Source organism: Pseudomonas sp. D2002, assembly GCF_013385735.1.
Lineage (GTDB): Bacteria > Pseudomonadota > Gammaproteobacteria > Pseudomonadales > Pseudomonadaceae > Aquipseudomonas.
In genome coordinates this window covers 276,127-290,800 of the sequence record NZ_JACAPL010000002.1, presented here as the reverse complement: position 1 = coordinate 290,800, position 14,674 = coordinate 276,127, and the positions used below count along the sequence as shown (strand labels likewise).

Genomic DNA, 14,674 nt, shown 5'->3' with positions numbered 1-14,674 from the left:
GCTTCTACTTGATTAGCGGTTGGCCAATGGCTTGGCGGCTTTTTGTACCTGGTCCCACACGCGCAGGAAGTTGCCTCCCCACAGCTTGGCGATATCGGCTTCGGAATAACCACGCTGGATCAGCTCGGCAGTGACGTTGCGCACCTCGCCGACGTTCTCCCAGCCCTGGATGCCGCCGCCGTCGTTGAAGTCCGACGAGATACCGACGTGATCAATGCCGATCTTGCGCACGGTGTAGTCGATGGCATCGCCCCAATCCTTGAGGGTGGCCTTGGGTTCCTCTTCGAGAATGGCGTACAGCGCGCTGGCGTACTGGCCAAACTTCTGCTCGGACCAGGCGGCGATAATCGCGTCGCCGGGCATCAGTGCCATGGCCAGGTTGGGCAGCGGCGGCAAATCGAAACGCGCGCGCAGGGCGTTGAGCTTGTCCTGGGTCGGCTGGCTCAACGGGCGCAAATAGGCAGGAAAGCCCACCACTTGTACCACGCCGCCGCTGTTCTTGATCAGTTGCAGTTCTTTGTCGCTGAGGTTGCGCGGGATATCCACCGAGGCACGCGGCGCCGAGTGCGAGGCCACCATCGGCGTGCGGCTCAACTGCGCCACTTGTTCCAGCGCCTTGGTCGACATTTGCGACACATCGATGATCACACCCAGGTCATTGAGGCGATGCACCGCTTGCTGGCCGATGGGCGACAGCCCTTCGAGGGCGTCGGTGCTGTCATTGAAAAATGGCAGCGGGCGCGACGAGTCAGACCAGGCGTTGTTGCCGATATAGCTGAAGCCGAACATGCGCATGCCGCGCGCCGCCCACAGGTCCAACTGGTTCAGGTCGTTGCCCAGCGGGTAGGCGTTGAGCATGCTGATAAACACCGCAAACTTGCCCTCGCCATGCAGGCGGCGCATATCGTCCGGGGTGTAGGCAATGCCGACCTGGTTGGGAAAGTCGCGGACCATGCCGGAGATGATCTTGTAGCGCACCTCCTGCTCGTGGCGGGCCTCCTCGACGAACCCCTCGGTGGGTTTGTGCGGGGCATTGGGGCCGTTCCAGATTTCCGGCCAGCCGAAAATCGTCAGCGCCGCCCCCGACAAGCGCCCGCGTGCAGCCTTGGCGAGGTCGAATTGGCCGCTGCCATCTTTGTCGGCCTCATTGCCGGCGGTGCCGAAATCCATCGGCACGGTGATATGGCTGTCGAACGACAGCAGGCGGTCCTGCATTTCATTGGCCTGCTTGATCACCTCCAGCGGGTAACCCGCATTGCCCCGGAACCAATGGTCCCAGGCCAGGAAGCCCGCCCCGGCGCCGATCGCCAATGCCAGTGGCAGGCCGATATACAGCGCCTTTTTCGAACGTGGTTTTGTCATTGCCATCTCAGTCAGTTGAGGCCTTTGCTATCAGGGAAGAACGAGCCATGGCGGGGGAAATTTAGGCCTGGGCGGCGCGCCGGTAAATTTCTTCGAGCCGCCAACGTTCTAGCTCTGATTAAGCCGTTTCCTAAGGTAGACAATGACGATCTCTCGACGTGGGTTCATCGCAGGCCTGGCGCTGACAGGCGCCGCCGTGCCCGCGGCCTTTTATGCCCATCGCGAGCTGACGCGTGAAGAAGAATTGCCCATCACCCCGGGCGAGGCCACGGTGGATCTGGCTGACACGGCCGGCCAGCATTTGGCGAATATCCTGCGCGGTGTGTGGAGCCTGCGCCTTGAAGGTCGCGATGCCGGCCTGAAAGGCTTGCCGCTGCACGGCCTGGAATTGCTGCTGGACATCGCCCCGCGCGGGCGCGGCTTGCGCGGCTACCTGGACACTGCCGAAAACCTGCGAGGCGAAGGTGAGCCGCGCTACCGCGTGCTCGGTGACCTGCTGACCGGCGACGGCGCCGTGCTCTACTGGCGCCTGATCGACCGCGACGCGGCCAACGGCGCACCGGCCTATGAATTCAAGATGACCCTCGACGAAGTCTGGGCCGACTTTGCCAACGCCGGCAGCAGCACGCTCAGCGGGCAGATCCTCAACCTCGATCGTCCCCTGGCGTTGACCGAACGTGATAACCGCTTTGTCGCCCACAAACAGCTGTTTCCCGAAGCCCGGCAACGCATCGGCCTCAACCCGACGCTGCTGGCCTGGCTGATTTCGCCCGAACACCGCCTGTTTCACCAGCTCTGGCACGCCACGCGCGATCAGTGGCACAAGCTCTCGGAAGAAAAACGCGACGCCCTGCGCGGCATCGGCTGGCAGCCCGGGCCGCGCGGCCAGGAGCGCGACGCCCGTGGCAAGCGCAAGGACCGCAACGGTTCGGGGATCGATTTTTTCTTCATGCACCGCCATATGCTCGGCACTGCACGCTCGATGCAAGATTTGCCCTCGTGGCCGCAGTTCCCAGAGCCGCAGCCGGCCCTGGAGCGTGACCGCCTGGGCTTTGTGCGTTATTTCGACAACCACGACGGCTTTGCCCTGCCGCCCAGCTGGTCGGCGCCGGATGACGCCGATTACACCCAATGGGTCGGCGATATCAAGGCGGCCGAGACCTATCACAGCAACTTCCAGGTCTGGGAAGCCCAGTACCGCGACCCGCGTTACCTGGCCAAACTGACGCTTGGGCAACTCGGTTCCGAGATGGAGTTGGGCCTGCACGACTGGCTGCACATGCGCTGGGCCTCGGTGCCCCGCGACCCGTCCAACGGCGCACCGGTGCCGTTCGCCCGCGACCCGTCGGACTTTGCCGCGCGCTGGTACGCGGCCGAGAACGACTTTCTTGGCGACCCGTTTTCATCCCACGTAAACCCGGTGTTCTGGCACTTCCACGGCTGGATCGATGACCGTATAGAGGACTGGTTTCGTGCCCATGAGCGCTTTAATCCAGGCGAGGTCAGCCGGCTTGAGGTCAATGGCGTGAACTGGTTCGCACAAGGGCGTTGGGTGGAAGTCGGCGATCCGTGGCTGGGGCCGGATACCCATGGCTGCAGCACCACGCCGGGCTTGCAGATGGGCAGGTCGATGGAAATGGACCCGGAGACCATGAAGCTGGCGCTACGGATTACGTTTGCTGCTGAAGATGAGGGGTTGCAGGCGTTGTTCAAACGCGTGCCGAGGCGGCCCTGGTATGCGCGGCACTTGAAGGTCAAGTAACGCCGGGGACGTTTGGCCACAGGTCCGCCACCAGGAACAGGCGTTCGGCTTCTTCCCAATCTTCGCCATTGCGAACCAGCCGCACCAGTAGCTGCGCGGGCGCCATGGGGTCCAATTCCGCCAGCCAGCCGTGCATCTGTTCCTCATTCCACACCTCGGCCGGCGCGTAATGCGCCGGCGCCAGCCAGGCATGGCGGGGCAGGGGTTGCCAGCGCCCTGACGGGCTGCCACGGACGAACGCCGGCCAATCGCGCTGATGCAGCCAGCGCCCACGCAAATGCTGGGGATGGGCGCCGTGGGGTGGTTCCGCCTCGCCGGGCCAGGGGTAGAGCAAATACCCGCCAAGCCACAAATGCGCATCAAACTGCTGGATATCCAGCGCTGCCAGTGCTTCGCGGCTTTCGGCGCGTGCCGAGATCGGCAATTGGTGCTGGGCCAGGTGCGCCAGCTTGCGGTCCAGCCGATCATGGCAGCCGGGGCCCAGCCATTGCGCCGCGTCCTGACCGTTACCGTCCTGCGGCCCCAGATAGAGTTTGATCGCCAGTTCCAAGTGGTGCACGCCATCGCGGTCGCGCAGCAGCATGTCCAGCTCGCCCAAAGTGTGCCCGGCGCGGCGGATCGGCAGGTTAGCGGCCAGCAATTCCACGCCCGGTGCGTGCTGCACGGCAAATTGCCACAGGCGCTCGTAATACAAGCCCAGGCGCCGGGTGCGGGCAAGGCTTAGCCAATGCTGCAAGGCGCTGCTGTCTTGATCGAGCGCGCGCAACCATTGTTCCAGCCGGTGCGGTGCCTGTACCCAGTCACTGCCCGCCAGCGGGTGGCGCTGCGGCCAGGGCGTTTGCGCGAGCATCGGCGGGGCGAGCATCACCCACGCCAAGTCGCGCACTTCGGGGTGGCGCAGTTGGCGGGGCAGGTTGTGCAAATCCGGGAACACAGTCATGGTCCGAGCATAGCCTTTTAACCGTCGTGCAGGTGGCTGAGAACCATTGTCATCAAGGGTTCACGGCGACAAAGGATTTTGCCTGACGCGGCCTTTCGCCCATAATCGTTGTTTTTCGCCACACCCCAACCCCGCAGGAGCCCCATGGAGCAATTTCGCAATATCGGCATTATCGGTCGCCTGGGCAGTACCCAGGTGCTGGACACCGTCCGCCGACTGAAAAAGTTTCTGCTCGAGCGCCACCTGCACGTGATCCTCGAAGACACCATCGCCGAAATCCTGCCGGGCCACGGCCTGCAAACCTCGTCGCGCAAGATGCTCGGCGAAGTCTGCGACATGGTCATCGTGGTCGGCGGTGACGGCAGCCTGCTGGGTGCGGCCAGGGCCCTGGCGCGGCACAACGTGCCGGTGCTGGGGATCAACCGGGGCAGCCTGGGGTTCCTCACCGATATCCGCCCCGATGACCTGGAAGTCGAAGTGGCCAAGGTGCTCGACGGCCATTACCTGGTGGAAAACCGCTTCCTGCTGCAGGCCGAAGTGCGCCGCCACGGCGAAGCCATCGGCCAGGGCGATGCACTCAACGATGTCGTGCTGCACCCCGGCAAGTCCACGCGGATGATCGAGTTCGAGCTGTACATCGACGGCCAGTTCGTGTGCAGCCAGAAGGCCGACGGCCTGATCGTCGCCACGCCGACCGGCTCCACGGCCTACGCGCTGTCGGCGGGCGGCCCGATCATGCACCCCAAGCTGGATGCCATTGTGATCGTGCCGATGTACCCCCATATGTTGTCCAGTAGGCCAATTGTGGTCGACGGCAACAGTGAGCTGAAAATCGTGGTGTCCAAAGACATGCAGATTTACCCGCAAGTCTCCTGTGACGGGCAGAACCATTTCACCTGCGCCCCCGGTGACACCATCACCGTGAGCAAAAAGGCGCAGAAGTTGCGGTTGATCCACCCGCTGGATCACAACTACTACGAAGTGTGCCGCACCAAGTTGGGCTGGGGCAGCCGCTTGGGGGGTGGAGGCGACTGATGCTCGATCCCGCGCGTAGCTACGACCTGATTGGTGACGTGCACGGTTGCGCTCATACCCTTGAGCACTTGCTCGACCGGCTGGGCTACCAGAAACAGGGCGGCACCTGGCGCCATCCGACGCGAATGGCGGTGTTCCTCGGCGATATCATCGACCGCGGCCCGCGCATTCGCGAAGCGCTGCACATCGTCCACGACATGGCCGAGGCCGGCCAGGCGCTGTGCATCATGGGTAACCATGAGTTCAACGCGCTGGGCTGGACCACGCCGGCGCCGCCGGGCAGTGGCAAGCAGTTCGTGCGCGAACACAACCCACGCCACGCGCGGTTGATCCACGAAACCCTGACCCAGTTCGAACACCACCCGGCTGACTGGCATGACTTTCTCGGCTGGTTCTATGACATGCCGCTGTTTGTCGACGCCGGGCGTTTCCGTGTGGTGCATGCGTGTTGGGATGACGGGTTTATCGCGCCGTTGCGCGCCACCTTCCCGGATGGTTGCATCGACCAGCACTTCCTGCAGGCCGCCGCCGTGCCCGGCAGTTTTGCCTGCAACGCCTTCGACCGTTTGCTGCGCGGCACCGACATGCGCCTGCCGGACGGTCTGACGCTGACCGGTGGCGATGGCCTGACGCGCTCGTTCTTTCGCACCAAATTCTGGGAAGACGACCCGAAAACCTACGGCGACATTGTGTTCCAGCCCGATGCACTGCCGGAGCCGGTGGCGCGTACGCCGCTGTCGTCGACTGAAAAAAATTCCCTGCTGCGTTATGGCGTCGACGAACCGTTGTTGTTCGTCGGCCATTACTGGCGCAGCGGCAAACCGGCACCCATTCGCGAGAACCTGGCTTGCCTGGACTACAGCGCCGTGCTGTACGGCAAGCTGGTGGCGTACCGCCTGGATCAGGAAACCCAGTTGGACCCGCGCAAGTTTGTGTGGGTCGATGTTGAACGGCCGGAGGTCATCACATGAGCCTGCGCGTACCGTCACTGAACTTTTAAGGAAGCACCATGGATGATTCGACGTTCGACCAGCTGGAGGCCGCGCTGTCTGCGGCGCCCGGCAATGTCGCGCTGCTGACCCTGCTGCTCGGCGCCAGCCTTGAGCGCGGCGAGCCTGAGCGTGGGCTTAAACTGCTGCCGGCCGACCTTGAGCAGTGGCCCGATGCCGCCGCCCTGAAACTGGCCGCAGCGCAACTGTGCCTGGCTGCCGGCCAGGCGCCGCGCGCCTTGCAACTGATTGAAGGTGATGACCCCGCCGCGCGCCTGCTCAAGGCGCGTGTGCTGGCAGCGTTGGAGCGTCTCAAGGAAGCCCAGGTGGAATACCGCGCAGCGGTCGATGCCAACCCGGCGCTGGAAGACATGGCGCTGTGGCGCCGCCTGAATGTGTCGGTGCTGGATTTTCCAGCGGCGGAAGGGCGCCCGCGCCTGCGCGTGATTTCCAATGACGACACCGACCAGAGCGAAGTGGTGCGCCTGCTGGTGCCGGAAAAGGAAACCCTGACCTTTGACGATATCGGTGGCCTGGATGAGCTGAAAAAGACCATCCACAAAAAGATCATCCTGCCGTATCAAAAACCCGGCTTGTTCCAACGTTTTCGCAAGAAGGTCGGCGGCGGCGTGCTGCTGTACGGCCCGCCGGGCTGCGGCAAAACCTTATTGGCCCGCGCCACGGCCGGGGAGTGCAAGGCGACGTTTTTCAACGTGGCCATCTCCGATGTGCTGGACATGTACATCGGCGAGTCCGAGCGCAAGTTGCACGCGCTGTTCGAACAGGCACGGGCCCAGGCGCCTGCGGTGATGTTCTTCGATGAAGTCGAGGCGCTGGGCGGCAAACGCTCCAACACCCGCGAGTCGACGTCGTCAAAGCTGGTCAGCCAGTTCCTGTCCGAAATGGACGGCTTTACCAATGACAACCACGGGGTGTTGATCCTCGCCGCGACCAACGTGCCGTGGTCGGTGGATTCGGCATTCCGCCGCCCTGGCCGCTTTGACCGGGTGCTGTTCGTGCCGCCACCGGATCGCGCAGCGCGTGAAAGCATGCTCAAGGTGATGATGAAAGGGCGGCCGATGGCCGATGACATCGACTTCGCGTTCCTGGCCAAGAACACCTCGGGTTTCTCCGGTGCCGACCTCAGCGAGCTGGTGGAAACCGCCGCCGACGAGGCGATTGAAGCCTCTATCGAGAGTGGCGCGGAACAGTCGATTTGCGACCGGCATTTCAAGGCGGCGTTGAAAGAAGTGCGCGCGACCACCCTGGAGTGGCTGACCACGGCGCGCAATTACGCGCGCTACGCCAATGAAGGCAATCAATATGACGAGGTTTTGGCCTTCCTCGACAAACACGGGAAGGGTCGCTGATGGCGCAGTACGGTGGTTACCGCATCGAAGATGAACCGCGCCCGGGCGCCTTGGCCAAATGGGCGGTTTCACCGATCTGGCCATTGCTGGGCCTGATGCTCGGCGGTGCCTGGCTTGGCTTGCCATGGTTTGTGTTCAACTCGATAGCCGTGGGCAGCCCGACGCGCGTGCGCGAGTGGGTGCTGGCCGGTGTGGCGCTGGTGGGCAGCGTGGTGATCGGCTTCGGCCTGCTGCAACTGGTGGGCTTTGGCTACATCAAGAGCCAGGCCCAGATCCAATATGCCTTGCTGGTGCTGGTGGTGTGGAAGTTGAGCCTGGGTTACCTGTTGTATATCCAGCAGAACGAGACCATTGAGATCTACCAGTACTACGGCGGCGTCCTCAACCGTTTTGGTCTTCCCTTGGCGTTGATTGGCGGCTTTGTGCTCAAGAGCATGGTGGTCAATTGGGTGCCCAGCACCCTTTGGTATCTGGTGGTGAGCTGATGAATACCGATTACCTGCTGCAATTGGCTTATCAGCGCCTGCAGGCTGACCATAATGACGGCGCTATCGACGCGTTGCGCCAGTTGCTGGCCAGCGACCCGCATTCGGCCGAAGCCCACGCGTTGCTGGCGATCTGCCTGATGAATATGCGCCGCGTGCACGCGGCCAAGCGTGAAGTGCAGTTGGCCCTGGCGGCCGATGCGCAGATGCCGTTGGCCCACTACGCGGCCGCCCAGGTGGCGATTGCCCTGCGCAAATTCAGCCTGGCCCAGGAGCATCTGACCCAACTGCTGGATATGGAACCGCTCAACCCGATCAATTACCGCTGCCTGGCCGAGCTGTATCAATTGACCGGCCGCCTGGCGCAGAGCCGCGAGCCGTTGGAGAAAGCCCTGGAACTGGCCCCCGACGACGCCTCCAACCTGGTTGCGATGGCGCAATTCCACCGTGCCAGCGGCCATTGGGACCAGGCGTATCAGTTCGCGCGCCAGGCGTTGCAGGCCGATCCGAGCAATGCCGGTGCGGTGGTGGTGCTGGGGCATTTGCTGCTGCGCGAGGGCGATATCAATGGTGCCCGCGACCATGCGATCTGGGCCTTGCAGGAAAACGCCACGAATGTCGCGGCGCTGCACCTGCTGACGGCGGTAAAGGCCCGCAGCAATGTGTTTCTCGGTGCCTGGTGGCGCTTCAACAGCTGGATGAACGAACGCAGCGCCACCCGCGCGATTGTCCTGCTGCTGTTTATGTTCGTGGTCTATCGTGTGGTGGTTATCACCCTGGCGACCCAGGGTTACCCGCAAGTGGCCCAGATGATTGATTGGGCGTGGCTGGCGTTCGCCGCCTATACCTTTGCGGCGCCGCAGATCTTCAAGCGCTTGCTGGACAAGGAGCTGGTGCAGGTCAAGTTGTCCAAGGAATTCTGACGCGCCGGTATCGAGCCCGGTCGTCAATTGTCATAAGTGTATTCGCTGAACCAGCGACCGTTATCAAGAGGTTGTGTACATGTCGTCTTTTGCTGAAATGATCGAAAACATCACCCCGGACATCTACGAGAGCCTCAAGCTCGCCGTGGAAATCGGCAAGTGGTCCGATGGCCGCAAGCTCACCGCCGAGCAGCGCGAGCTGTCGCTGCAAGCGGTGATTGCCTGGGAAATCCAGAACCTGCCGGAAGAGCAGCGCACCGGCTACATGGGCCCGCAGGAATGCGCGTCCAAATCGGCACCGGTGCCGAATATCCTGTTCAAGTCGGATGCGATCCATTGATTGAAATTGGTCGCGGTGCAGTCAGCAAAATGTCGGCGCAACTCGGTGAGCCGACTGTTCAATACGCGTTTCGTCTAGGCGATACCGAGGTGCCGGTCAACCCGTTGATCGGTACTCACGTGCGCCTGGAGTTCCTCGGTGCCATCCATTGCAGCCATTGCGGCCGCAAGACCAAGACCAGTTTCAGCCAGGGTTACTGCTACCCGTGCATGACCAAACTGGCCCAGTGTGACCTGTGCATCATGAGCCCCGAGCGTTGCCATTACGACGCCGGCACTTGCCGTGATCCGGGTTGGGGCGAGCAGTTCTGCATGACCGACCACGTGGTGTACCTGGCCAATTCGTCGGGCATCAAGGTCGGCATCACCCGTGCCACCCAGTTGCCGACTCGTTGGTTGGACCAGGGTGCCAGCCAGGCGTTGCCGATCATGCGCGTCGCCACCCGCCAGCAATCCGGCTTCGTCGAAGACCTGTTCCGCAGCCAGGTGGCCGACAAGACCAACTGGCGCGCGTTGCTCAAGGGTGACGCGCAATCGGTGGACCTCAAGCAGGTGCGTGATGCGCTGTTCGCCTCCTGCGCCGAGGGCCTGCTGAGTTTGCAGGAACGCTTTGGCCTACAGGCCATCCAACCGGTAACCGACCTCGAACCGCTCGAAATCCGCTACCCGGTGGAGCAGTATCCCGCCAAGATCGTCAGCTTCAACCTGGACAAGAACCCGATTGCCGAAGGCACGCTGCTGGGGATCAAGGGCCAATACCTGATCTTCGACACCGGCGTTATCAACATTCGTAAGTACACGGCCTATCAGCTCGCCGTGCATCAGTAGAAGGATGCCACCCATGCGCACCGAACAACCGAAGATGATTTACCTGAAGGACTATCAGGCGCCGGACTACCTGATCGAAGAGACGCACCTGACCTTCGAGTTGTTCGAGGACCACAGCCTGGTCCACGCGCAACTGGTGATGCGCCGCAACCCTGAGCGTGGCCCCGGCCTGCCGCCGCTGGTGCTTGATGGCCAGCAGCTTGAACTGCTGACCGTCAACCTGGGCGACCGCGAACTGAGCGAAGCCGACTACCAGTTGACCGACAGCCACCTGACCCTGCACCCGACCCGTGAGACCTTCACGGTCGACACCAGCGTGCGCATCCACCCGGAAACCAACACCGCGCTGGAAGGGTTGTACAAATCCAGCGGCATGTTCTGCACCCAGTGCGAGGCCGAGGGTTTCCGCAAGATCACCTATTACCTCGACCGCCCGGACGTGATGAGCACCTTCACCACCACGGTGATCGCCGAGCAACACAGCTACCCGGTGCTGCTGTCCAACGGCAACCCGATTGCCAGCGGCCCCGGCGAAGACGGCCGCCACTGGGCGACCTGGGAAGACCCGTTCAAGAAACCCGCTTACCTGTTTGCGCTGGTGGCCGGTGATTTGTGGTGCGTTGAAGACACCTTCACCACCATGACCGAGCGCACCGTGGCGCTGCGCATCTACGTCGAGCCGGAAAACATCGACAAGTGCCAGCACGCCATGAACAGCCTGAAAAAGTCCATGCGCTGGGACGAAGAGACCTACGGCCGCGAGTATGACCTCGACATCTTCATGATCGTCGCGGTGAATGACTTCAACATGGGCGCCATGGAGAACAAGGGCCTCAATATCTTCAACTCCAGCGCCGTGCTGGCCCGCGCCGAAACCGCCACCGACGCCGCGCACCAGCGCGTCGAGGCCATCGTCGCCCACGAATACTTCCACAACTGGTCGGGCAACCGCGTGACCTGCCGCGACTGGTTCCAGCTGTCGCTGAAGGAAGGCTTCACCGTGTTCCGTGATTCCGGCTTCTCCGCCGACATGAACTCGGCCACCGTCAAGCGCATCCAGGACGTGGCCTACCTGCGCACGCACCAGTTCGCCGAAGACGCCGGTCCCATGGCCCACGCGGTGCGCCCGGACAGCTTCATCGAGATCTCCAACTTCTACACCCTGACCGTGTACGAAAAGGGCTCGGAAGTGGTCGGCATGATCCACACCTTGCTCGGCGCCGAAGGCTTCCGTAAAGGCAGCGACCTGTATTTCGAGCGTCACGACGGCCAGGCCGTGACTTGCGACGATTTCATCAAGGCCATGGAAGACGCCAACGGCGCCGACCTGACCCAGTTCAAGCGCTGGTACAGCCAGGCCGGCACGCCACGCCTGGCGGTGAGCGAGTCCTACGACGCCGCCGCCAAGACCTACAGCCTGACCTTCCGCCAGAGCTGCCCGCAAACCCCGGACAAGGTTGAGAAGCTGCCATTCGTGATTCCGGTGGAATTGGGCCTGCTGGACGCGAAGGGCGCCGGCATTGCCTTGCGCCTGGCCGGTGAGGCAGCAGCGGGCGCCACCTCGCGGGTGATCTCGGTGACCGAAGCCGAGCAGACGTTCACCTTCGTCGATATCGCTGAAAAGCCGTTGCCTTCGCTGCTGCGCGGCTTCTCGGCGCCGGTGAAGTTGAGCTTCCCGTACAACCGCGACCAACTGATGTTCCTGATGCAGCACGACAGCGACGGGTTCAACCGTTGGGATGCCGGCCAGCAGTTGTCGGTGCAGGTGTTGCAGGAGTTGATTGGTCAGCATCAAGCCGGTCAGCCGTTGAAGCTCGATCAGCGCCTGATCGACGCGCTGCGCACGGTGCTCAGTGATGAAAGCCTGGACCAGGCGATGGTCGCCGAAATGCTCTCGTTGCCAAGCGAAGCCTACCTGACGGAAATCAGTGAAGTGGCGGATGTGGATGCCATCCACGCTGCCCGCGAATTCGCCCGCAAGCAGCTGGCCGACAACCTGTACGAATCGCTGTGGCTGCGTTACCAGGCCAACCGCGAGCTGTCCAAGCAAACCCCTTACGTGGCGGCGGCCGAGCACTTTGCGCGTCGCGCCTTGCAGAACATCGCGCTGTCTTATCTGATGCTCAGCGGCAAGCCTGAAGTGCTGGCGGCAACGCTGGACCAGTTCGACACCAGCGACAACATGACCGAACGCCTGACCGCGCTGGCGGTGCTGGTGAATTCGCCGTTCGAGGCGGAGAAGGCCCAGGCGCTGGCGGTGTTTGCCGAGAACTTCAAAGACAACCCGCTGGTCATGGACCAATGGTTCAGCGTTCAGGCCGGCAGCACTTTGCCGGGCGGGCTGGCACGGGTTAAAGCGTTGATGGAACACCCGGCGTTCAACATCAAGAACCCGAACAAGGTGCGGGCGCTGATCGGCGCGTTTGCCGGGCAGAACCTGATCAACTTCCATGCCGCCGATGGCTCGGGCTACCGTTTCCTCGCCGACCTGGTGATCCAGTTGAACGGCTTCAACCCGCAGATCGCCTCGCGCCAATTGGCGCCACTGACCCGCTGGCGTAAATACGACAGCGCGCGCCAGGCGCTGATGAAGGCGGAGCTGGAGCGCATTCGTGCATCCGGCGAGCTGTCGAGTGATGTGTTCGAGGTGGTCAGCAAGAGCCTTGCGTAAGTTCTGCGTTTAAAAAAAACGGCCTGTTCAGGCCGTTTTTTTTCGTCTCAAATAACCGGAGGGCGAGGGCTGTCCAAGCCGTTATCGATGGGGAAACGCTCTGCGATGATCCCGTGCGGCACGCCCAACGGTATGGCGCTGGCGGTGTCCAGGCGCGCAACGTGCTCGGCCGACAACTCCACGTCCAATGCGCCCAATGTGGCGTCAAACTGCGCGCGGGTGCGTGAGCCGAGGATCGGGATCAGTGCGGTGGTCGAACGGCGGGCCTTTGCCCTTATCCACGCGATGGCGACGTGGGTTGGGCTGGCGTCGAGTTCAGCCGCGACTGCCAGCAGGGTGTCGAGCACGGCGGTTTCGCGCGCGCTGGTTTCCGAGTGGATCAGCATGCCCAGCTTGTTGGCGCGGTTGTCGTCGAGGCTTTCGCGGTACTTGCCGGTGAGGAAGCCACCGCCCAGGGGCGACCACAACGTAGCGCCCAGGCCGAGTGCTTCTGCCATTGGCAGTAGTTCGCGTTCGGCGCTGCGTTCGACCAGGCTGTATTCGACCTGGACGCCAATAATCGGCGCGAAGCTGCGTACTTCGGCCAGCAGGTCAGCGCGGGCAATCCGCCAGGCCGGGAAGTTGGAGAGGCCGGCATAGTGGATTTTGCCGGCGCGGACCAGGTCATCGAAGCCGCGCAGAATCTCTTCCATGGGCGTGACGTTGTCGCTCATGTGCGCCCAGAGCAGGTCGATGCGGTCGGTGTTCAAGCGCTTGAGGCTTTCTTCGACGGCGCGCACCAGGTTCTTGCGATTGTTGCCGAGCTTGATCGTACCGGCATCGGACGGCTGAGTGCGCAGGCTGTATTTGCTGGCGACGACCAGGTTGTCGCGCTCAGTGGCGATAAATTCGCCCAGCAGTTTTTCCGCCTGGCCAAACTGGTAGCCGTTGGCGGTATCGAGGAAGTTGCCACCGGCTTCCAGGTAGCCATCAAAGATCTGCTTGGCTTCTTCGCGCTCGGCGCCATGGCCCCAGCCCGTACCGAAATTTCCGGTGCCCAAGGCCAGTTCAGAGACTTGCAGACCGCTGCGGCGGCCAAAGACTTTATTGCGCATAGGAAAACTCCTGACCGTTTGGTTTTATTAAATGTTCAGTAACATGTAAATAATATGATGCTTGTAATGTTTTCGGTCAAGCGGGTTTTTTACTGCTGACGTTTTCTGACAGGGGGCTCTGCTAAGCTGCGGCACTTTTTCCTTTTCGGCGGGATCAACGTGTCGCGTACCACTCGTCTACTGACTTTGCTCCAGGCCCTGCGGGGCAAAAAGCGCCCGGTGACGGCCGCCGTGCTGGCCGCGCAGTTGGAGGTGTCGGAGCGCACGCTGTACCGCGATATTGCTGAATTGACTGCGTTGGGCGCGCCGATTTTCGGCGAGGCGGGGGTTGGGTATGTGTTGCGCAGTGGCTTGTTTCTGCCGCCGTTGATGCTTAACGCCGAGGAAACCGAGGCCATCGTGCTCGGCTTGCGCTACGTGGATCAGCGTGGCGATGACGTGCTCAGCCGCGCCGCAGCCAATGCCTTGGCAAAGATTGCCGACGTGCTCGATCCCACCGCGCAGGAAGCCCTGCGTAACCCAACGCTGTTGCCGGGCCCACCGGGGTTTGGCTACCCGGAAAACCGCGTGCCGCTCAACGTGTTTCGCGAGGCCATTCGCAACCAGGCCAAGCTGCATATCGACTACGCAGACGCCAGCCAGACCCAAAGCCAGCGGCTGATCTGGCCCTTGGCGCTGGGCTTTCTGAATGAAGTGCGGGTGATTGTGGCGTGGTGCGAATTGCGCGGTGCCTATCGCACCTTTCGCACCGACCGTGTGGCCGCCGCGAATGCCCAGGGCGACCGTTATCCAGGGCGGCGCAGCGACTGGCTGCGGGCTTGGCGCAAGCTGATGGAGCAGAATGAATCCGGGCCCTTTACTCCTGACAAAAACTGA

At 62.4% G+C, this 14,674-nt stretch carries 13 protein-coding genes; 10 read left to right on the top strand and 3 right to left on the bottom strand.

Features of this window, described 5'->3' with window-relative positions:
• Positions 1–12 precede the first annotated feature (12 nt).
• The gene (pvdM, locus tag HX783_RS01635) at positions 13–1,362 is read right to left on the bottom strand and encodes a pyoverdine-tailoring dipeptidase-like protein PvdM (RefSeq protein ID WP_177015706.1); all 1,350 of its coding nucleotides are present in this window, start codon (positions 1,360–1,362) and stop codon (positions 13–15) included.
• 142 nt (positions 1,363–1,504) lie between these two features.
• Between pvdM and HX783_RS01630 the strand changes: the two genes are divergently transcribed.
• Complete coding sequence (locus HX783_RS01630; RefSeq protein ID WP_177015705.1) at positions 1,505–3,124, top strand: PvdJ/PvdD/PvdP-like protein; 1,620 nt, start codon at positions 1,505–1,507, stop codon at positions 3,122–3,124.
• On the opposite strand, the gene HX783_RS01625 is transcribed toward HX783_RS01630, so the two are convergent.
• The gene (locus tag HX783_RS01625; protein WP_177015704.1) at positions 3,117–4,064 is read right to left on the bottom strand and encodes a DUF1853 family protein; all 948 of its coding nucleotides are present in this window, start codon (positions 4,062–4,064) and stop codon (positions 3,117–3,119) included. The genes HX783_RS01630 and HX783_RS01625 overlap by 8 nt on opposite strands.
• 144 nt (positions 4,065–4,208) lie before the next feature.
• Between HX783_RS01625 and HX783_RS01620 the strand changes: the two genes are divergently transcribed.
• The 8 genes from HX783_RS01620 to pepN all read left to right on the top strand — a co-directional run bounded on the left by HX783_RS01620 (position 4,209) and on the right by pepN (position 12,704).
• Entirely contained in the window at positions 4,209–5,099 is an 891-nt protein-coding gene (locus HX783_RS01620; RefSeq protein ID WP_010210870.1) for an NAD(+) kinase, read from the top strand.
• Positions 5,096–6,070: a metallophosphoesterase gene (locus HX783_RS01615; protein ID WP_371317654.1), complete on the top strand. Its 975-nt coding sequence runs from the start codon at positions 5,096–5,098 to the stop codon at positions 6,068–6,070. Before HX783_RS01620 ends, HX783_RS01615 begins: the two co-directional genes overlap by 4 nt.
• Positions 6,071–6,108: 38 nt before the next feature.
• A complete protein-coding gene (locus tag HX783_RS01610) occupies positions 6,109–7,458 on the top strand; it encodes an ATP-binding protein (protein WP_177015702.1) in 1,350 nt (449 codons plus the stop codon).
• Entirely contained in the window at positions 7,458–7,943 is a 486-nt protein-coding gene (locus HX783_RS01605) for a hypothetical protein (protein ID WP_159955909.1), read from the top strand. The genes HX783_RS01610 and HX783_RS01605 overlap by 1 nt, the downstream gene beginning before the upstream one ends.
• Positions 7,943–8,866 carry a lipopolysaccharide assembly protein LapB gene (locus HX783_RS01600; protein WP_177015701.1) on the top strand — a complete coding sequence of 308 codons (924 nt, stop codon included), beginning with the start codon at positions 7,943–7,945 and terminating at the stop codon, positions 8,864–8,866. The genes HX783_RS01605 and HX783_RS01600 overlap by 1 nt, the downstream gene beginning before the upstream one ends.
• 79 nt (positions 8,867–8,945) lie before the next feature.
• A complete protein-coding gene (locus HX783_RS01595) occupies positions 8,946–9,206 on the top strand; it encodes a YeaC family protein (protein ID WP_017138108.1) in 261 nt (86 codons plus the stop codon).
• On the top strand, positions 9,203–10,033 hold the full coding sequence (locus tag HX783_RS01590) for a DUF2797 domain-containing protein (protein WP_177015700.1): 831 nt from the start codon (positions 9,203–9,205) through the stop codon (positions 10,031–10,033). The genes HX783_RS01595 and HX783_RS01590 overlap by 4 nt, the downstream gene beginning before the upstream one ends.
• Before the next feature lie 13 nt (positions 10,034–10,046).
• Positions 10,047–12,704: an aminopeptidase N gene (pepN, locus tag HX783_RS01585; RefSeq protein WP_177015699.1), complete on the top strand. Its 2,658-nt coding sequence runs from the start codon at positions 10,047–10,049 to the stop codon at positions 12,702–12,704.
• 47 nt (positions 12,705–12,751) lie between these two features.
• Here the strand turns inward: pepN and HX783_RS01580 are convergent, their stop codons facing one another.
• A complete protein-coding gene (locus HX783_RS01580; RefSeq protein ID WP_177015698.1) occupies positions 12,752–13,798 on the bottom strand; it encodes an aldo/keto reductase in 1,047 nt (348 codons plus the stop codon).
• A gap of 159 nt (positions 13,799–13,957) precedes the next feature.
• Here HX783_RS01580 and HX783_RS01575 point away from each other — a divergent pair, with 159 nt between their 5' ends.
• On the top strand, positions 13,958–14,674 hold the full coding sequence (locus tag HX783_RS01575; RefSeq protein ID WP_177015697.1) for a YafY family protein: 717 nt from the start codon (positions 13,958–13,960) through the stop codon (positions 14,672–14,674).